The sequence below is a fragment of the Pseudomonas sp. 8 R 14 genome, assembly GCF_900005955.1.
GTDB lineage: Bacteria > Pseudomonadota > Gammaproteobacteria > Pseudomonadales > Pseudomonadaceae > Aquipseudomonas > Aquipseudomonas marginalis.
Genome location: NZ_CVTH01000058.1, coordinates 71064 through 88870, shown reverse-complemented (window position 1 = coordinate 88870; position 17807 = coordinate 71064). Strand labels below are relative to the sequence as shown.

At 62.0% G+C, this 17807-nt stretch carries 19 protein-coding genes; 6 read left to right on the top strand and 13 right to left on the bottom strand.

Annotated features, from left to right (window positions below; genetic code table 11):
- Positions 1-36 precede the first annotated feature (36 nt).
- The 5 genes from BFQ01_RS12915 to BFQ01_RS12895 form a co-directional block, all read right to left on the bottom strand.
- Positions 37-438: a DUF2946 domain-containing protein gene (locus tag BFQ01_RS12915; protein WP_065925578.1), complete on the bottom strand. Its 402-nt coding sequence runs from the start codon at positions 436-438 to the stop codon at positions 37-39.
- An 11-nt stretch (positions 439-449) separates the two neighbouring features.
- The gene (locus BFQ01_RS12910) at positions 450-932 is read right to left on the bottom strand and encodes a copper chaperone PCu(A)C (protein ID WP_065925577.1); all 483 of its coding nucleotides are present in this window, start codon (positions 930-932) and stop codon (positions 450-452) included.
- Between the two features lie 47 nt (positions 933-979).
- Positions 980-1375: a DUF2946 domain-containing protein gene (locus tag BFQ01_RS12905; protein ID WP_065925576.1), complete on the bottom strand. Its 396-nt coding sequence runs from the start codon at positions 1373-1375 to the stop codon at positions 980-982.
- A gap of 97 nt (positions 1376-1472) precedes the next feature.
- Positions 1473-1760 (bottom strand): addiction module antidote protein, encoded by a 288-nt coding sequence (locus BFQ01_RS12900; protein WP_065925575.1) that lies wholly within the window; start codon positions 1758-1760, stop codon positions 1473-1475.
- 3 nt (positions 1761-1763) lie between these two features.
- Positions 1764-2072 (bottom strand): type II toxin-antitoxin system RelE/ParE family toxin, encoded by a 309-nt coding sequence (locus tag BFQ01_RS12895; RefSeq protein WP_065925574.1) that lies wholly within the window; start codon positions 2070-2072, stop codon positions 1764-1766.
- A 518-nt stretch (positions 2073-2590) separates the two neighbouring features.
- Here BFQ01_RS12895 and BFQ01_RS12890 point away from each other — a divergent pair.
- Positions 2591-2842 carry a DUF6124 family protein gene (locus BFQ01_RS12890; RefSeq protein ID WP_027607743.1) on the top strand — a complete coding sequence of 84 codons (252 nt, stop codon included), beginning with the start codon at positions 2591-2593 and terminating at the stop codon, positions 2840-2842.
- A 58-nt stretch (positions 2843-2900) separates the two neighbouring features.
- On the opposite strand, the gene BFQ01_RS12885 is transcribed toward BFQ01_RS12890, so the two are convergent.
- From BFQ01_RS12885 to BFQ01_RS12870, 4 genes are all read right to left on the bottom strand, one after another.
- A complete protein-coding gene (locus BFQ01_RS12885; RefSeq protein ID WP_027607744.1) occupies positions 2901-3389 on the bottom strand; it encodes a PIN domain-containing protein in 489 nt (162 codons plus the stop codon).
- Positions 3386-3664, bottom strand: coding sequence for a hypothetical protein (locus tag BFQ01_RS12880; protein ID WP_065925573.1), 279 nt, complete (start codon positions 3662-3664; stop codon positions 3386-3388). Before BFQ01_RS12880 ends, BFQ01_RS12885 begins: the two co-directional genes overlap by 4 nt.
- A gap of 128 nt (positions 3665-3792) precedes the next feature.
- Positions 3793-4518 (bottom strand): cobalt-precorrin-6A reductase, encoded by a 726-nt coding sequence (locus BFQ01_RS12875; protein WP_065925572.1) that lies wholly within the window; start codon positions 4516-4518, stop codon positions 3793-3795.
- Positions 4515-5720, bottom strand: coding sequence for a bifunctional cobalt-precorrin-7 (C(5))-methyltransferase/cobalt-precorrin-6B (C(15))-methyltransferase (locus BFQ01_RS12870; protein WP_065925571.1), 1206 nt, complete (start codon positions 5718-5720; stop codon positions 4515-4517). The genes BFQ01_RS12875 and BFQ01_RS12870 overlap by 4 nt, the downstream gene beginning before the upstream one ends.
- Positions 5721-5758: 38 nt before the next feature.
- Here BFQ01_RS12870 and cobG point away from each other — a divergent pair, with 38 nt between their 5' ends.
- From cobG to BFQ01_RS12845, 5 genes are all read left to right on the top strand, one after another.
- A complete protein-coding gene (gene cobG / locus BFQ01_RS12865; RefSeq protein WP_065925570.1) occupies positions 5759-7105 on the top strand; it encodes a precorrin-3B synthase in 1347 nt (448 codons plus the stop codon).
- Complete coding sequence (locus BFQ01_RS12860; RefSeq protein WP_065925569.1) at positions 7098-7724, top strand: precorrin-8X methylmutase; 627 nt, start codon at positions 7098-7100, stop codon at positions 7722-7724. The genes cobG and BFQ01_RS12860 overlap by 8 nt, the downstream gene beginning before the upstream one ends.
- Entirely contained in the window at positions 7724-8455 is a 732-nt protein-coding gene (locus BFQ01_RS12855) for a precorrin-2 C(20)-methyltransferase (protein WP_065925568.1), read from the top strand. The genes BFQ01_RS12860 and BFQ01_RS12855 overlap by 1 nt, the downstream gene beginning before the upstream one ends.
- The gene (gene cobJ / locus BFQ01_RS12850; protein WP_065925567.1) at positions 8455-10092 is read left to right on the top strand and encodes a precorrin-3B C(17)-methyltransferase; all 1638 of its coding nucleotides are present in this window, start codon (positions 8455-8457) and stop codon (positions 10090-10092) included. The genes BFQ01_RS12855 and cobJ overlap by 1 nt, the downstream gene beginning before the upstream one ends.
- Positions 10093-10329: 237 nt before the next feature.
- Entirely contained in the window at positions 10330-11109 is a 780-nt protein-coding gene (locus BFQ01_RS12845; protein WP_065925566.1) for a hypothetical protein, read from the top strand.
- On the opposite strand, the gene BFQ01_RS12840 is transcribed toward BFQ01_RS12845, so the two are convergent.
- The 4 genes from BFQ01_RS12840 to purH form a co-directional block, all read right to left on the bottom strand.
- The gene (locus BFQ01_RS12840) at positions 11106-11702 is read right to left on the bottom strand and encodes a MarC family protein (RefSeq protein WP_003217330.1); all 597 of its coding nucleotides are present in this window, start codon (positions 11700-11702) and stop codon (positions 11106-11108) included. The genes BFQ01_RS12845 and BFQ01_RS12840 overlap by 4 nt on opposite strands.
- Positions 11703-11849: 147 nt before the next feature.
- On the bottom strand, positions 11850-14621 hold the full coding sequence (locus BFQ01_RS12835) for a hybrid sensor histidine kinase/response regulator (protein ID WP_065925565.1): 2772 nt from the start codon (positions 14619-14621) through the stop codon (positions 11850-11852).
- A 102-nt stretch (positions 14622-14723) separates the two neighbouring features.
- Positions 14724-16016 carry a phosphoribosylamine--glycine ligase gene (gene purD, locus BFQ01_RS12830; protein WP_065925564.1) on the bottom strand — a complete coding sequence of 431 codons (1293 nt, stop codon included), beginning with the start codon at positions 16014-16016 and terminating at the stop codon, positions 14724-14726.
- A 172-nt stretch (positions 16017-16188) separates the two neighbouring features.
- Complete coding sequence (purH, locus tag BFQ01_RS12825; protein ID WP_065925563.1) at positions 16189-17796, bottom strand: bifunctional phosphoribosylaminoimidazolecarboxamide formyltransferase/IMP cyclohydrolase; 1608 nt, start codon at positions 17794-17796, stop codon at positions 16189-16191.
- Positions 17797-17807: the final 11 nt, after the last annotated feature.

The following is a 17807-nucleotide window of genomic DNA, read 5'->3' as shown; positions in this document are numbered from 1 at the left end:
TAAAGTCGGCCGGGGTGAAGTAACGGTGGCAGGGGCTTACGAGGCGATGGGCGGGGCGCGGCTGCGGGCGCCGGGGAAGATGCTCTGCCGGGCATGGCCCAGGCGCGGTGCGGGGGTAAGGGCATTGGTCGGCGGCGGGCTGCCGATGGCCACGAATGACACGCTGCCGGGCAGGGCCGGGCAACTGTAGAGCAAGTCGCAATAGCCGCACTTGGACCAGAGCGCGTGGTGTTCGTCAGGGGCTTTCTTGTGATGGGCGTCGCCGTGGTCGCCGGGCATGTCCATGGACATGTTCATCGACATACCGGCGTGATGATCCATCGGCATCGCTTGGGAAATCAGCGGACCGATAAAGATCATCAGCATGGCGAACAGGCTGATCCAACTGCCGCGCTTCACGCGGCGGTGTGGGGATAGCCTGGCGCGAGGGGCGCCCATCTGGAGTCAGTCTATTGAGGGTGCTTGTGCTCGTGGCCGACCATCGGCGGTACTTTCTGTACCGAGACTTCCACCTCGACCTTGCCGGCTTTTTCAAAGGTCAGGGTCAGCGGGAATTGCTTGCCATCGGCCAGCAGGCTGCGGTCCTTGAGGCCCAGCAACATGACGTGATACGCCATGGGCGCGAAGGTCAAGTCACCCTTGGCCGGTACGGCAACGCTGGGGACTTGCTGCATCTTCATCAAGTCGCCCTGCATCACATGCTCATGCAGCTCGGCCTTATCGGCCACTGGCGTGTCGACACTGAGCAGGCGATCCGGTGTCGTACCGGTGTTATGAATCACGAAATACGCGGCGACGGTGGGCGCGTTGGGCGGCAATTCCTGGGACCAGGGATCGCTGACCAGCAGGTCGCCGGCCTTGTAGTCTTCGGCATTGGCAGCACTGAACACCGGCAGCAGCAACGCAGCCAGAAGCAGGGAAGATTTAAGCATGGCAGTTCTCCAGAACGGTTCTAAACGCAGTTCACTTGCGAAGAAGATCAGGCCGTCGGAGAGGCGCGGGGGTTAAGGCTCGGCCATTGCTGGCGCGGGGTTGGGGTTTGCAATGGTGTGTGTGGTTGACGCTGTACCGTCTCGAATCGCGTGAGATACAACTGCGGCACATGCCCCGGCAACGCCACCAACGGCGCCGAGCCCGAGCAACACCAGCAATGCTGCATGGTGGAATGATCGTCCGGCTGCGGCGCCGGAATCTCCAGCTTGCCCAGGGCAATGGTCTTCAGGCTGGCGCCAGTGGACGAACAGAAACTGCCCCACAGCAATTGCTGCACGGGGTCCTTGGACTGCTGCATCGCGCTGGCCATTGGCATGGCAAAGGCGTTGAACAGCACTGCAAGGCAGGCGATCCAGGCAATTGCAACGCGTTGACGGGCCATGGCGGACAATCCGTAGGGTTAAACGATCAGGCGGGTATTTAGCCTGATCGGGGGGGATAAGTAAAAAGTGGTGGTGTGGTTTGGTGTCGCAGTGCTATCAGATCGCTGTAGCGTGAAGCTTGAGGCCCAAAGCCTTCATGACTTTCATGATAGTCGCGAACTCGGGATTGCCATTGCTGGAGAGGGCTTTGTATAGACTTTCTCTTCCGAGGCCGGCGTCGCGAGCAATTTGGGTCATGCCTTGGGCGCGGGCGATGTTGTTGAGCGCTGAACGAATCAGCAGGCCGTCACCAGAATCCTCTTCGAAAGAAGCTTCGAGATACTCCGCCATGTCCTCAGGAGTCGTCAGATGCTCGGCTATGTCGAAATCTTTAAATTGAGTCATGGGTCACTCCTTTTTCTCAAATTCTTCGGCAATTTCTTTAGCTCGCTCGATGTCGCGTTTTTGCGTTGATTTATCGCCACCTATCAACAGTAGATAAACCACCTCACCTATACGCTTGAAGTACACCCGGTATCGGTATCCAGGACCATAGTGGATGCGCATTTCGGATACGCCATTTCCGACGTTTTCGCAGTCTCCAAAATTGCCCATTCTTGCGTTGTCCAATCTTGTAAGCACACGTCCATGGACGGGTTTACTGCGTAGCGAATAAAGCCATTCCTGAAACTCATCAGATCTCTTGAAGTGAATCATCTCGGATCGTATTCCTTGGGATACATGTTGGCAAGTTTCGACGCGCTGCAAAAAGCAGGCGTCCCCCTCGCGGATGGCTGACGCGAAACCGCGAGGGGGGAGGTTAGGGCGGGGGCTTTTGGCTGAGCCAGCCAGCTGGTTCGGAAGTGTTTGTAGGGGCATTCGCCTTTCGACGGTCAAGCCTGATAGATGGATGTCCGGTTGGCTATTCGTCTAAAAAGAAATTTCCGACAAGCCTTTGAGGTTGTCCCTAGGACGCTTGATCTCTAGTCTCCGTGCACCGCTGCCAACGCGGCGGACGGGCGTCGCGGCCCGGGTTTTCTAAGAGCAAAAGCGCTATCGCCTGCTTTCAGTTGATGCTTTTTTATCGTCTACTGTGCGGCTAAATGGTGGCTGTGCGCGGGATACCTTCGGGTATGCCGGGATGCCTTAGACCGGTCCGCGAACCTGCGTACAGCTGCCACCCTATCGCGTCGCGGCGAATCAGTGGCAGCTCCACCTTTCTAAGGAGCTTCACAATGATCAAACCCACCCCAAATCCCCCCGTTCGGCTCTTCACCGTGGCCGATGGCATCAGCACCGAAGACCTGCTGGTCAACCTCAGTGAAACACTTGCTTCGGCCAACGCGCTGAGTTGCGACCTTGCCTTTAACCTGGAAGGCGCACCACGCGAGGAATTACTGGGCGTTGCGCAGTTGATCGAGCTGGCACAATTGCTCGCTGACAGGGTGCACGAAGGCGCAGGGCAGGCAACCGCCGCGAGTAGTTAACAAGTTCGATGAGCGATCGTTCCTGCGCATATGTGTGGGAATGATCGTGTGGCAGGTCTTAGACCTCCCAGCTGGCTTCCCGTATATGATTGAAGTTGACGACATCTACGCAGTGCTGATGAGCAAACCCAGCGACTCTGAGATCGTCAGTCAAAACCAGATAGTTATCTTTTGCTGCGGCAACAATGCCAACGTCGGTAAGGCCGTAGGGTGACAGCTCATAATCGCGACTTATATCCAAGGCTGGATGATGGACTTCGATTATTGTTGATAGTGAGTTTTTTAACGTTGCATAAAAATCGCGCAGCTTGTTTCCATGAAGTCCATTTGTCAGGTTGCTGACTTCAGCGAGAATGTGAGGGGTTGAAACAAGTTTTTCGAACTGGTCAATCACTTTGAGCAAAAGTTGATAGTCTGCATCGCTGTAGCCGCGTGTTCTCTTGAACTCCACGATGCTGGACGTTCCTCCTATCAGTGCCAGAAGCAGCAAGTTAGTATCAACGATGATTCCTTTTCTTCGGTATTGCTTGATGTAGGCTTCGATCATACTTCGCGGATCTTCATGGAGCGGAACTCGCCAGTCTCCGAGTCGATGATGAATGTTTTGTATTTTCTTGCATGCATTTGTCCGGCTAAAGATGCGCCTAGCCTTTCATAGTTATTAGGGTTGGGGACATTGAAGCCCAGTGTTATTGCCCAGGTTTTATTGTCTGGGTCTAACTCTACTTCCTCAAGCATCAGGTCTTGTAGTGCTGTTTCTTGCCCGAGAAAGTCGTTTGCGACCGCCTTGGCGACTTGTACGGCTTCTTTAACTTCTATCATGTCAGCTCCTGAATACCGTTGGGCCTGGCTTGAACTGTTCCTGGAGTTTAGCACTTCGTGTTGTGGGTTCATCGCCGTCCCTTGAGGTAACAAAATAGATTGGATAGAGGGTGGCGGATGATCCTGATCTATCGAATGAAATCTGCCAACGAATCGATTGTTTCTGCGGGCGACAAAAGCTCCCGATCCACCGCCGCCAATACCGGCCGCTTCAACACCAACACCGGCACCCCCCGTTCCCGCGCCACTTCCAGCTTCGGCTCAGTGGCGGTGCTGCCACTGTTCTTGCTGATCAGCACATCAATCCCCCGCCGTTCAAACAGCGAGCGTTCGTCTTCGATCAGAAACGGCCCGCGCGCGCCGATCACTTCACACCGCTCATTGCCCGGATACACATCCAGCGCGCGCAACGTCCAGAACTGCTCGGCGGGGATTTCGTCGAGATGCTGCAATGGCTCGCGACCCAAGGTGAACAGCGGACGCTTGAAGGGTTTCAAGGCGTCGATCAATTCAGCCCAGTCACTGACCTCCCGCCAGTCATCGCCGGCCTGCGGCTGCCACGCCGGTCGGCGCAACGCCCAGCAGGGGACACCGCACAACTGCGCCGCCAGCGCGGCGTTCTGGCTGATCTGCGCCGCATACGGATGGGTCGCATCGAGGATCAGGCTGATCTGTTCGTCGCGAACAAACTGCGCCAACCCTTCGGCGCCGCCATAACCGCCGACACGCACTTGGCAGGTAAGATCGGTAGGCACACGCCCCACACCCGCCAGGCTGTAGATATGCTCCGGCCCCAAGGTGCGCGCGATAGCCAGCGCTTCGGTCACACCGCCCAGCAGCAGGATGCGTTTCATCGCGGCTTGACCACTTCCAGCAGGGTGATTGGAAGCGCCTGCCGCCACGTATCGAACTCACCCAGTGGCTGGGCCTGAGCGACGTGGATGCGCGTCAGTTCGCCGCCATGCGCCGCGCGCCAGTTCATCAAGGTCATTTCACTTTGCAGGGTGACGGCATTGGCCACCAACCGACCGCCGGGGCGCAGGTGTTGCCAACAGGTGTCGAGCACACCGTCGCGGGTGACGCCGCCGCCGATGAAGATGGCGTCGGGAGCTGTAAGGCCGTGCAACGCTTCCGGGGCTTTGCCACGAATCAACTGCAAACCGGGCACGCCGAGGGCGTCGCGATTGTGTTCAATAAGGCTCTGGCGGCCTTCGTCTGCTTCAATTGCCAATGCGCGGCAGCTCGGATGGGCGCGCATCCATTCGATACCGATGGAGCCGCTGCCCGCACCCACGTCCCACAGCAGTTCGCCGGGCATCGGGGCGAGGCGGGCGAGGGTCATGGCGCGCACATCGCGTTTGGTCAGTTGGCCGTCGTGCTGGAAGGCGGAATCGGGCAAGCCTGCGAGGCGCGACAGACGTGGTGTGTCGCTGGAGGCCACGCAGTCGATGGCGACCAGGTTCAAATCGGCGACACAGGCGTGCTGCCAATCCTCAGCCAAACCGTCGATGCGCCGCTCATTCGCGCTGCTCAGGTGTTCAAATACTGTCAATCGGCTGGGCCCGAACCCGGATTCAGCCAACAACGAAGCAATCAACGCGGGACTGCCGCCGTCATTACTCAGTACCAATAAACGCACACCGGTGGCCAGATGCGCATTGATCGCCGCCACTGGCCGTGCCACTACGGACAGCGTCACCACCTCCTGCAACGGCCAGCCCAGCCGCGCCGCCGCCAACGACACCGACGACGGCGCCGGTAAAACCAGCAGTTCTTCAGCCGCCACCTGTCGCGCCAGGCTGGCCCCCACGCCATAAAACATCGGGTCACCACTGGCCAGCACGCACACAGGCTCGTCACGCCGCGCCAGTACCGGTTCCAGGGAGAACGGGCTCGGCCACACCTGGCGCTCACCGCGAATACACACCGGCAACAGGTCCAACTGGCGCTGGCCACCTATAATCCGCGAAGCGCGCAACAGGGCATGCCGGGCATTCCTGCCCAGCCCCTTGAAGCCGTCTTCACCGATGCCTACAACCGTCAGCCAGGGCGACATATCAATTCCTTGAGCGACATCCGACGGGCAGGCTTTTCATGCCGCCGGACAAAGCAGGCATAATACCGCGCCTTTACCCGTCAACCGGTAGCCCCGTGAACCCAACGCCCGCTGTGAATACCTTGCGCCCCTCGGCTTGTCCGGGGTTGCTGCGTATCGTCCAGGCGTTGGATGGCGGCATCTGCCGGATCAAACTGGCCGGTGGCTCGATCAGCGCCGCCCAGGCCCGTGCCGTGGCGGACGCGGCCCTGGCCTATGCGGGCGGGGTGATCGAGGCGACCAACCGCGCCAACCTGCAGATACGTGGGATCGGTGCCGAGCAAGACGCCTTGATCGCCATGCTGCTGGCCGCCGATCTGGGCCCGAGTAACGCCGCTGGCGATGACGTGCGCAACCTGATGCTCAGCCCCAGCGCCGGTATCGACCCGCAGATGCTGTTCGACACCCGGCCGCTGGCCGAGCAGATCCTCGCCACCCTGCAAAACCGTCCGCGTTTCCATGAGCTGTCGGCCAAGTTCGCCGTGCAACTGGATGGCGGTGAGGCCCTGGCGATGCTCGAGCATCATCATGATCTGTGGCTGTCGGCGTTCGTACGCAATGGCGAGACACTCCTCGCGTTCGGCCTGGCAGGTTGTCCAGGATTGGATGCACCGTTGGCCGCCGTGCCGTTGGCACAGGGTCATGGGTTGGTGGTGGCAGTGCTGGAGGCGTTTCTTGACCTCGCCACCCCCGAGCAAACCCGCATGCGCCACCTGGCTGTGGATAAGTTGTTGAGCCGCCTCAGCCTGCCGCTGCTGCCGGCCGATGGCTTCAAACGCCCGCCCAGCGGCGCTTTGCTGCACCTCGGGAGTTATCCACAGGCTCAAAGCAATCAATTCTACGTCGCGGCCATCGCACCCTTGGGGCGCCTGGATTCGACGATGCTCACAGGCGTGGCGCAGCTCGCCAGCGAATATGGCGACGGCACCTTGCGCTTCACCCCCTGGCAAGGTGTGTTACTGCCCAACGTCGAAAAACCTCACGCCTTGACCCAACGCCTGGCGCAACTGGGCTTCCTCTGCACCGTCGACCAACCCTTGGCCCGCGTGATCGCCTGCACCGGTTCCAGCGGCTGCGCCAAAGCCCTCGCCGACACCAAGGCCGACGCCGTGCACTTGGCCGCGCTGCATCCCGGCCATGACGTGCACCTGTCCGGCTGCCCACGTTCCTGCGCCGCCGCACATATCGCGCCGGTCACCTTGCTGGCGGTGAGCCCCGGCCACTACGACCTGTATTTTCGCGATGCAGCCCACCCCGGTTTCGGCCGGCTGCGCGCACGCACCCTTTCCATTGAAGCGGCGGGCGCCTTGCTGCGCGCTCACCCACGGAGCAACACCGATGATTGATTACATCCGCGACGGTCAGGAGATCTATCGCAACTCCTTCGCCATTATTCGCGCGGAAGCCAAGTTGGAGCGTATCCCGGCCGACCTGGAGAAACTCGCGGTGCGGGTGATCCATGCCTGCGGCATGGTCGAGGCCATCGACGGCCTGCAGTTCTCCGAAGGTGCGGGTAAGGCCGGGCGCGATGCGCTGGCCGCTGGCGCGCCGATTCTGTGTGATGCGCGGATGGTCTCCGAAGGCGTGACCCGTGCGCGCCTGCCCGCCAACAACCCGGTGATCTGCACCCTGCGCGACGACAGCGTGCCGGAGTTGGCGCGGGAGCTGGGCAATACCCGCTCCGCTGCGGCCCTGGAGCTGTGGCGTCCGCACCTGGAAGGTAGCGTGGTGGTAATCGGCAACGCGCCGACCGCGTTGTTCTACCTGCTGGAAATGCTTGACGCGGGGGCACCGAAACCGGCGTTGATCCTCGGCTTCCCGGTCGGCTTTGTCGGCGCTGCCGAATCCAAGGCGATGCTGGCGGCGGACAGCCGTGGCGTACCGTTCGTGATCATGCAGGGCCGCCTGGGCGGCAGTGCCATGGCCGCGGCGGCGGTGAATGCGCTCGCCACGGAGGTCGAATAATGCCGGCACGCGGACGTTTGATCGGCCTGGGCGTCGGCCCCGGCGACCCGGAACTGATTACCCTCAAGGCCCTGCGCCTGCTGCGCGAATCGCCGGTGGTGGCCTATTTCGTGGCCAAGGGCAAGAAGGGTAACGCCTTCGGCATCATCGAAGACCACCTGGTGCCGCAACAAACCCTGATGCCGCTGGTGTACCCGGTAACCACCGAAGCGCTGCCGGCGCCGTTGTCCTATGAACAAGTGATCAGCGACTTCTACGACACCGCCAGTGTCGAGGTGGCCGTGCACCTGGACGCCGGTCGCGACGTGGCGGTGATCTGTGAAGGCGATCCGTTCTTCTACGGCTCCTATATGTATTTGCATGACCGCTTGGCCGAGCGCTACGAAGCCCAGGTTATCCCCGGTGTGTGCTCGATGCTTGGCGGCGCCTCGGTGCTGGGCGCGCCGTTGGTGTATCGCAACCAGAGCCTGTCGGTGCTGTCGGGCGTATTGCCCCACGAAGACCTCAAGCGCCGCCTGGCGGATGCTGACGCGGCGGTGATCATGAAGCTGGGGCGCAACTTCCCCAAGGTGCGCCAGGTACTCGAAGAACTTGGCCTGGCCGAGCGCGCGCTGTATGTGGAGCGCGCGACCATGGCCAACCAGAAAATCGTGGCGCTGGACCAGGTGGAGCCGATGTCTTCGCCGTACTTCTCGCTGATCATCGTGCCGGGTGAAAGGTGGCAAGGTTGATGAACCCGGCGATTGTCATTCTGGGCCAGGGCAGCCTGGCCACCGCGCGCAGGATCCAGCAGGTTTACCCTGGGGCACTGATCCACGGCCTGGCCGGGCGGGTTGAGGGGGCGGACCAGCCTTACGGCGAATTCGGCGCGACCCTGCGTCAGCTCTACCAGCAGGGCACGCCGCTGATCGCCCTGTGTGCCGCCGGCATCGTGATCCGCACCCTGGCGCCGCTGCTGCTGGAGAAAGGCGAAGAACCCGCCGTGCTGGCCGTGGCGGAAGATGGCAGCGCCGTGGTGCCGTTGCTCGGTGGTCTTGGCGGGGTGAACGTCATGGCACGGGACATCGCGGCGGCGCTGGGTGTCACTGCGGCGATCACCACCAGTGGCGAGTTGCGTTTCGGCACCTGCCTGCTCAACCCGCCTGCGGGTTATGAGCTGGCGGACCTGGAGCTGGGCAAGCGCTTCGTGTCCGACCTGCTGGCCGGCGAAAGCGTGCGCATCGAAGGCGCGGCGCCGTGGTTGGACCAGGCGAATTTGCCCCAGGACCAGCAAGCGCATCTAGCCATTCGCGTGGGCAGTGCCGAGCGTGTGCCTTCCGCCAACGAGTTGCTGATCTATCCAAAGACGGTGTGCGTGACCTGCAAGCCGGGTACGCAGTTGGCCGAGCGTGTGCGCGCGGCCTTGCACGAGGCGGGCATTGCCGTGCAATCCCTGGCGTGCCTGTTGGCCAGCGATACGCAGATGGCTGACCCGTCGTTGCACGAAGCCGCGTCGGCGTTGGGCGTGCCGCTGCGCTTTGGCGGCGTTACCCAGGCTGCCGATATTGTCATCGAGGTGGCTGACCAACCGCTGGACCTGGCCCAGGTCGGCCGCCGCCGTGGCCGCCTTGCCGTGATTGGCCTGGGCCCTGGCGCCGCCGAGCTGATGGTGCCGGCGGTCAAGGCCGAACTGGCGCGCTGCACCGATGTGCTGGGCTATGAAACCTATGTGCGCATGGCCGGGCCGTTCCGTGACGATCAGGTACAGCATTGCACCGATAACCGCGAAGAGATGCAGCGCGCCCGCCACGCCTTCGAGCTGGCCGCCCAGGGGCGTTCGGTGGTGGTGGTGTCGTCCGGCGACCCGGGCGTCTTCGCCATGGCGGCGGCGGTGATCGAGGCGTTGCACGAGTCCGGCGATCCGGCGTGGCATCAGGTCGACCTGGAAATCCTGCCGGGGGTTTCGGCCTCCCTGGCCACCGCGGCCCAGGCCGGCGCGCCGTTGGGCCACGACTTTTGCGTGATGTCGCTGTCGGACAACCTCAAGCCCTGGTCGATCATCGAAAAGCGCCTGGACCTCGCGTCCCAGGCCGACCTGGCCCTGGCGTTCTACAACCCGATTTCGCGTTCGCGGCCTTGGCAGCTGGGGCGCGCCCTGGAAATAGTCGCGCAACACCGCACGCCTGAGACCCCGGTAGTGCTGGGTCGCGATATCGGTCGCCCCGGCCAGACCCTGCGCGTCACCACCCTCGGGCAACTCACGCCAGACCAGGTGGACATGCGCACCATGGTGCTGGTCGGCTCATCCACTACCTGCACATTCCCTCGCGCCGATGGCGGTGAATGGGTGTACACGCCGCGCTGGTACGGTGCAAAGCCTGCCTCCTGAAAACGCTTGGGTGGCTGCACGAAAGCTCCGAATGACAATGGGTGATCACCTGCTGTTGCTCGGGGCTTTTTCTTTTTTGAGTGACGAAAGCCGGAAGGCCCCGAGGGGCGCCCTGTCATTGCTGGGCAGCGTTTTTTGCCGCGTGCCGGCAAGCGATGTTTGTGGCATGGAAGAGCCGCCGCTGACTGGACTAGTGTGGACACAAGCCCCGAGCCGGGGTGTTTGTGGAGAACTGAAATGGAGCGACATCACAGAAGGATCAACAACACAAAACGGCGCAAGTTGATTGCGCGCTACACATTGCCGAGGGCGCGAGGTGCGCAGCCCTCATTGCCGCTCGACACGGAGGACGACTGCAACGCGGCGGTAGTCAACAACAGCGTGATTTCGTTTGCCGAGGGGCTGTCCGGGTTGAACCGGGAATACATCCGCAAAAGCTATCTGCTGGCCAGCGGCTACGTCAGCGATGTATTGAAAATCCAGCGAGGTACCGAGGCCTGGTACGACGAATTTATCAAGGTGATGATCAGCCTGGGCTGGCTACCGGTGCGCAGCAGTTTCGAGCGGGTCTCACAGTCGGGCAAGGGCCTGACCGTGCAACTGGCGGCGTTGAATATCATCACCGCGATACTGGCGGGGGTGTCGGTTTCGGGACCGCTGGTTACGGCGCTGCCGAAACTGGCGGCCGATGCGCTGGAGGCACTGAAGCAGCAACCGAGTTCTTTCGAACTGTTCAAGCGCAACAGTACGGTGCACCAGGGCGGTGATTTCGGCCTGGCATCCTGCGCCGAAACCGACGGCGAATTGATGATGGTGCTGGTGACGTACAGCACCCAAGGCGTGAACAAACAGGTGGGGCTGCCGTTTCTGGAGTGGGACAGTTCCTCGTTCGAGGCCTTCAGCGGGCAGACCTGCCTGGTGCTGAATACCTCGATGGTCAACGAAAAAACCCTCCAACTGATGCGCGAGAGCGCGGGCGACAAGGTGCAGTCGGCGATTGCCAAATACCGGATCTAAGGCACCAGGTAGCCGCGCACCCCGGTAAAGATGATTTGCGCGGCGAGGGCACACACGAACAATCCCATCAACCGACTGACAATCTGCAGGCCCTGGTCACCGAGAATCCGTTCGATACGGTTGGACAGGTACAGCACCACACCGACCGTGAGGCTGGCCAGGGCGATGCTGAGGATGGCCGTGATCTTGTCATCCCAGTGCGGTTGGCTGACGCCCATGACCAACAGCGCACCGATGGTGCCGGGGCCGACCGTGAGGGGAATGGTCAGCGGCACGATGGTCACGTCCTGCTGCACATTGTCGGTCTGCACGGCCGACTTGCCCTGGGCCATGCCCAGGGCGGAGATAAACAGCACACTGCCGGCGCCGATGCGAAAGGCATCCACGGTGATGCCGAACACGCTGAAGATCACCCGGCCGAACAGGTAGAGCAACACGCTCGACACCAGGGTCGCCAGCGCTACTTTCCAGGCCAGGCGCCGCCGCTCTTTGCTCGAATAACCACGGGTCAGGCTGATAAAGCAGGACAGCACGAAGAACGGGCTGTAGAGCACCAGCATCTTCAGGTAAACGCTGAATAACACGTGGAGCATGGGGGGGCTCGCAGGCGGGGAAAGTGTGGAGAGTCTATCAGGCGCCAGAGATCAAATGTGGGAGGGGGCTCGCCCTAATGCCAGTCAGTTACAGTGTTCGCTCTTGACTGAAGCAAGCCCCCACCCACATTGGAATTGCATTTAAAGTCAGGACGGGGCGTGTTCAGGCCGTTGTTGACGCTGCGCCACCCAGAACTCCACCAGCTCACGCAATTGTGATAACTCCACCGGCTTGGCCATGTGCCCGTCCATCCCCGCCTGGCGTGCGCGTTCTTTGTGCTCCGAGAGGATATGCGCCGTGAGCGCTACCACGGGTGTGCGAATGCGCTGGTGGCTGACTTCCCACGCCCGCAGTTGCTGGGTAGCCGAGAAACCATCGAGAACCGGCATCTCACAGTCCATCAACACCAGGTCATAACGCTGGGCCTTCATCGCCTCGAGGGCTTCCTCACCGTTGCTGGCGGTATCCGGGTCGAGGTTGAGCTTGCCGAGCATGCCGCGAATCACTTTGGTGGAGATGCTGTTGTCTTCGGCCACCAGGATCCTGAAGTCGCTGGGCACGGTCACCGCCGCCGGGACGCTGAGGGGCGGACGGGGCTGCACGCCACCTTTGCTGCGTTGGGTCAACTCGTCGGCCAGGGTGGTCTTGAGGGTGTAACCGGCAACCGGCTTGGCGAGGATGCGCTTGATCCCGCAGTTACGCGCGATGATCTTGCTCGGCGCATTGCTGATGCCGGTGAGCATGATCAGCAGGATGTCGTGGTTCAGGCTCGGGTCTTCCTTGATCTTCGCCGCCAGTTGCATGCCGGTCATGCCGGGCATGTTCTGGTCCAGCAGCACCACATCGAAGTAATCGCGCAGGTGCGCCTTGGTGCGCAGCAAGGCCAAGGCCTCTTTACCCGACGGCACGGCGCTGACATTCAGGCCCCAGGCCGAGCATTGCTGCACCAACACTTTGCGGCACGTATCGTTGTCGTCCACCACCAGCACGCGCGCGCCTTTGAGCGGGCCGTCGAGGTCGGAGGTGGGGTGTTCCAGGCGTTCCGGGTCCAGCGGCAGGGTCAGCCATAACGTGCTGCCCTGATGGCTGCCGCTCTTGATGCCGAACTCACCGTTCATCAACAGGATCAGCTGGCGCGCGATCACCAGGCCCAGGTGGCCGCTCAAGCGGGTGGCCGAGAGGAAGTTCTTGCTGTGCAGTTCGCTGTGCAGCAGGGCCTCGCGTTCAGCGGCTTCCATTGGCAGGCCGCTGTCCTGCACGGCAATGCGCAGGCGCGGCTTGGTGCTGCGGTCATCCAGGGCGACGACGATCAGCACTTCGCCTTCGTCGGTTTTGTGCAGGGCGTTTTCCAGCAGGCTCAACAGCGCCTGGCGCAGGCGGGTCGGATCGCCGCTGATGACGCGGGGCACCTGTGGCTGGATGAAGCTGATCAACTCGACGTTCTGCTGCTCGGCCTTGGCGCGGAAGATGCTCAGGCAGTCTTCGATCAGCGCATTGAGGTCGAATTGCACGTCATCCAGCTCGATCTGCCCGGATTCGAGCTTGGAGATGTCGAGGATCTCGTTGATCAATGTCAGCAGCTCGTTACCGGCGCTGTGGATGGTTTGCACGTAGTCGCGCTGTTTCACCGACAGTGACGTGCCCAGCAGCAGTTCGGTCATGCCCAGCACGCCGTTCATGGGGGTGCGGATTTCGTGGCTGATCTTGGCCAGGAATTCGGCCTTGGCGGCGATCTCGGCATTGCTGGCGGCCAGGTCGCGGCTGAGGCTGAAGCGGGCCTCGACAATCGCGCGCTGGCGCTCGCCCAGGGCCAGGCTCATCAACAGGCCGCTCAGGCAGATGAAGGCCAGCAATGTGACGATCAACCCCTGGGGCGACACCATCGTCAGCCCCAGCAACGCCGGGAGAATGATCAGCGTGCCGATGTTGAACACCACCATGCCCGCCACGAACAAGCGCGCCGGGCGATAGCCTTTCTGCCAGTGATACGCCGAGACAAACAGCATGCTCAGGCCCGCCAGGGCCACCAGCGCGTAGGTGATGATGTTCAGCGGCAGGGTACTGACGAACAACAGCAGCAGGCCGCACAGCACGATAAACAGGATGTCGGCCATCAACAGCTTGTTCAGCGGGTGCGGACCCAGGGGCATGAAGAAGCGATAGGCAAACATCAGCCCGCAGGGCGCTGTCAGCAGCAGGGCCAGGTAGGCGCCCGGGGTCTGGACCGCGTGCCAGTTCGGCAGCCATGGGCCTACCAGGTTGAGCAGCAGCGCCAGGCTGAGCATCAGCAGCAGTTCGCAGGCCGCCAGCCACAGGCTGCTGCGCGAGCGGTGGTAAGCGAAGCGAGTGAGGTTGTGCAGGATCAGCATCAGCAGGCAGCCGAACAGCAGGCCGTAGATCAATGTCTGGGTCTGGTCGGCGGCGGCCAGCACGGCCGGTTCCAGGGTGATATAGGGGCGCAGTTCGTGCTCGGAAACCAGGCGCAGGTAGACGTCGAGGGTCTGTTGGCTCTGGGGCATCGGCAGCATGAAGTCGTTGCTGGGCAGCGGGCGTTCCGCCTGGGGCTGGCGGTTACCGCTGCTTTGTTGCTCGATCAGGGTGTCGCCGTCCAGCACATAGAGGCTCAGGTGCGCCAGGTCCGGGGCGAATACCCGCAGCACCTGCTCGTGCTTGCCGGGTTGCAGCTTGAAACGTACCCACAACGCACCGTCCGGTTCCGCGGCGGTAATGCGGTCCAGTTCGATGGGGCTGAATTGATTGGTGTAGCGCGAGGAACGGATGTCGCTCAGCTGCAGGTCGGCCTGTTCATCAAGCAATACTGCCCAGCCACTGCCTTGCGCGGCGGCCTGGGCCGGGAACAGGCAGAGCAGCGTCAGCAGACTGACAGTAAAACCTATGGCGATCCTGAGCCAGCGCACGGCGAAATCCCTTCGTAGGTTGATGCACGGTTAACTATGCGCGGGGAGGCCTGTATACGGCAAGGGCCAGAAGCCCTTGCCTAACCGAACGGATAGCTAGCGTTACTGGCTTTCGCCACGTTCACGGGCAATGGCGCGGTAGCCGATGTCCGTGCGGTAGAAGCAGCCTTGCCAGTCGATTTTTGCGGCCAGCTTGTACGCCTGTTGCTGTGCGGCGTCGACGCTGGCACCCATGGCGGTGGCGCACAGCACACGGCCTCCGGCGGTCACGACCTTGCCGTCCTTGAGCGCGGTGCCCGCATGGAACACCTTGCCTTCCAAGGTGGCCGCCGCGTCCAGGCCTTCAATCACATCGCCCTTGGCGTAGTCGGCCGGGTAGCCACCGGCGGCCAGCACAATGCCGACGCTCGGACGTGGATCCCACTGCGCTTCAACCTTGTCCAGGGCCTGGGCCAGCGCGGCTTCCACCAGCAGCACCAGGCTCGATTGCAGGCGCAGCATCACCGGCTGGGTTTCCGGGTCGCCGAAGCGGCAGTTGAACTCGATGACTTTCGGGTTACCGGCTTTGTCGATCATCAGTCCGGCGTAGAGGAAACCGGTGTACACATTGCCTTCATCGGCCATGCCGCGCACGGTCGGCCAGATCACCAGGTCCATCACGCGCTGGTGCACGTCGGCGGTCACCACCGGGGCAGGGGAGTAGGCACCCATGCCGCCCGTGTTCGGGCCAGTGTCGGCGTCGCCGACGCGTTTGTGGTCCTGGCTGGTGGCCATCGGCAGCACGTTCTTGCCGTCGACCATCACGATAAAGCTGGCTTCTTCGCCGTCGAGGAATTCCTCGATGACGACGCGCGAACCCGCGTCACCAAAGGCGTTACCGGCGAGCATGTCACGCACGGCGTCTTCGGCTTCCTGCAGGGTCATGGCGACGATCACGCCTTTACCGGCGGCCAGGCCGTCGGCCTTGATCACGATCGGCGCACCTTTTTCACGCAGGTAGGCCAGGGCGGGCTCGATCTCGGTGAAGTTCTGGTAGTCGGCCGTCGGGATCTTGTGGCGCGCCAGGAAATCCTTGGTGAAGGCTTTCGAGCCTTCCAGCTGGGCGGCGCCGGCGGTTGGGCCGAAGCAATCCAGGCCGCGGCTGCGGAACAGGTCTACGACACCGGCAACCAATGGCACTTCCGGACCGACGATGGTCAGGGAGACGTTTTTCTCGGCGAAGTCGGCCAGTTGCTCAAGGGCCAGTACGTCGATGGCGACGTTTTCGCACTTGGCTTCGATGGCGGTACCGGCATTGCCGGGGGCGACGAAGACTTTCTGGACCCGTGGGTCCTGGGCAACTTTCCAGGCCAGGGCGTGTTCACGGCCACCGCTGCCAATGATCAAAACATTCATTTCAAAAACCTCAAATTCTGTAGGCGCCGCTGGAGCGCTTTTAAATGTGGGAGGGCTTTTTGTGGTGAGGGGGCTTGCCCCCCGCTGTGTTCACTGGAGATCCAGTGGGGCTGCTGCGCAGCTCAGCGCGGGGCAAGCCCGCTCACCACAAAAAGCCCCTCCCACATTTGGATCAGTGACGGAAGTGGCGCATGCCGGTGAAGACCATGGCAATGCCGGCTTCATCAGCAGCGGCGATCACCTCGGCATCACGCATCGAGCCACCCGGTTGGATCACGGCAGTCACGCCGGCTTTCGCGGCGTTGTCCAGGCCATCACGGAACGGGAAGAATGCATCCGACGCCATCACCGAGCCGGCCACCTGCAAACCGGCATGCTCGGCCTTGATCGCGGCGATACGCGCCGAATTCACGCGGCTCATCTGGCCAGCGCCGACACCGATGGTCTGGCGGTTCTTGGCGTAGACGATGGCGTTGGATTTAACGTACTTGGCCACTTTCCAGGCGAAGATCAGGTCGTTGATCTCTTGCTCGGTCGGGGCGCGCTTGGTCACTACCTTGAGGTCTGCGCTGCCGATCATGCCGATGTCGCGGCTCTGTACCAGCAGGCCGCCGTTGACGCGCTTGTAGTCCCAGGCAGCGGCACGTTCAGCCGACCACTCGCCGCAGGCCAGCAGGCGCACATTGGCTTTGGCGGCCACGATGGCGCGGGCTTCTTCGCTCACGGAAGGGGCGATGATCACTTCGACGAACTGACGCTCGACGATGGCCTTGGCCGTCTCTGCATCCAGTTCACGGTTGAAGGCGATGATGCCGCCGAAGGCCGATTCGGTGTCGGTGGCGTAGGCCAGTTCGTACGCCTGGCGAATGCCGCCTTCAGCGTCCGGGCTCACGGCCACGCCGCACGGGTTGGCGTGCTTGACGATCACGCAGGCCGGCTTGACGAAGCTCTTCACGCACTCCAGCGCGGCGTCGGTGTCGGCCACGTTGTTGTAGGACAGTTCTTTGCCTTGCAGTTGGGTCGCAGTGGCGATGCCCACTTCGGCAGGCTTGGCTTCCACGTAGAACGCCGCGCTCTGGTGCGGGTTCTCGCCGTAGCGCATTTCCTGGGCCTTGATGAACTGGCTGTTGAAGGTGCGCGGGAACTGGCTGCGGCCTTCTGTGCTCAGGGTTTCGGCGGCCTGGTTCACGGTGCCCATGTAGTTGGCGATCATGCCGTCATAGGCGGCGGTGTGTTCGAACGCCTTGAGCATCAGGTCGAAACGCTGGGCGTAGCTCAGGCCGCCGGCTTTCAGGCTTTCCAGCACGTGGGCGTAGTCGCTGGCGTTGACCACGATGGCCACGTCTTTGTGGTTCTTGGCCGCCGAGCGAACCATGGTCGGGCCGCCGATATCGATGTTTTCGATGGCGGTCGGCAGGTCGCAGCCTGGCTTGTTGATGGTGGCTTCGAACGGGTAGAGGTTGACGGCCACCAGGTCGATCGGCTTGATGCCGTGCTCGGTCATGATGGCGTCGTCGATGCCGCGACGGCCGAGGATGCCGCCGTGGATTTTCGGGTGCAGGGTCTTGACGCGACCGTCCATCATTTCTGCGAAGCCGGTGTAGTCCGCCACTTCCACTGCGGCCACGCCGTTGTCCTGCAGCAGCTTGAAGGTCCCGCCCGTGGAGAGGATTTCCACGCCCAGGGCTTCCAGCTCCCGGGCAAATTCGAGGATCCCGGTCTTGTCGGAGACACTGATCAAGGCGCGGCGGATCGGCAGGCGGGTAGTCTGGTCGGTCATTTCAATTTCCA

Coding starts and splice junctions, on each gene's coding strand:
- BFQ01_RS12855 (WP_065925568.1), top strand. CDS start 7,724: ATGCCGGCACGCGGACGTTTGATCGGCCTGGGCGTCGGCCCCGGCGAC.
- BFQ01_RS12910 (WP_065925577.1), bottom strand. CDS start 932: ATGCTTAAATCTTCCCTGCTTCTGGCTGCGTTGCTGCTGCCGGTGTTC.
- purH (WP_065925563.1), bottom strand. CDS start 17,796: ATGACCGACCAGACTACCCGCCTGCCGATCCGCCGCGCCTTGATCAGT.
- BFQ01_RS12890 (WP_027607743.1), top strand. CDS start 2,591: ATGATCAAACCCACCCCAAATCCCCCCGTTCGGCTCTTCACCGTGGCC.
- BFQ01_RS12880 (WP_065925573.1), bottom strand. CDS start 3,664: ATGATAGAAGTTAAAGAAGCCGTACAAGTCGCCAAGGCGGTCGCAAAC.
- BFQ01_RS12875 (WP_065925572.1), bottom strand. CDS start 4,518: ATGAAACGCATCCTGCTGCTGGGCGGTGTGACCGAAGCGCTGGCTATC.
- cobG (WP_065925570.1), top strand. CDS start 5,759: ATGCCGCCGGACAAAGCAGGCATAATACCGCGCCTTTACCCGTCAACC.
- BFQ01_RS12885 (WP_027607744.1), bottom strand. CDS start 3,389: ATGATCGAAGCCTACATCAAGCAATACCGAAGAAAAGGAATCATCGTT.
- cobJ (WP_065925567.1), top strand. CDS start 8,455: ATGAACCCGGCGATTGTCATTCTGGGCCAGGGCAGCCTGGCCACCGCG.
- BFQ01_RS12915 (WP_065925578.1), bottom strand. CDS start 438: ATGGGCGCCCCTCGCGCCAGGCTATCCCCACACCGCCGCGTGAAGCGC.
- BFQ01_RS12870 (WP_065925571.1), bottom strand. CDS start 5,720: ATGTCGCCCTGGCTGACGGTTGTAGGCATCGGTGAAGACGGCTTCAAG.
- BFQ01_RS12895 (WP_065925574.1), bottom strand. CDS start 2,072: ATGATTCACTTCAAGAGATCTGATGAGTTTCAGGAATGGCTTTATTCG.
- BFQ01_RS12900 (WP_065925575.1), bottom strand. CDS start 1,760: ATGACTCAATTTAAAGATTTCGACATAGCCGAGCATCTGACGACTCCT.
- BFQ01_RS12840 (WP_003217330.1), bottom strand. CDS start 11,702: ATGCTCCACGTGTTATTCAGCGTTTACCTGAAGATGCTGGTGCTCTAC.
- BFQ01_RS12845 (WP_065925566.1), top strand. CDS start 10,330: ATGGAGCGACATCACAGAAGGATCAACAACACAAAACGGCGCAAGTTG.
- purD (WP_065925564.1), bottom strand. CDS start 16,016: ATGAATGTTTTGATCATTGGCAGCGGTGGCCGTGAACACGCCCTGGCC.
- BFQ01_RS12860 (WP_065925569.1), top strand. CDS start 7,098: ATGATTGATTACATCCGCGACGGTCAGGAGATCTATCGCAACTCCTTC.
- BFQ01_RS12905 (WP_065925576.1), bottom strand. CDS start 1,375: ATGGCCCGTCAACGCGTTGCAATTGCCTGGATCGCCTGCCTTGCAGTG.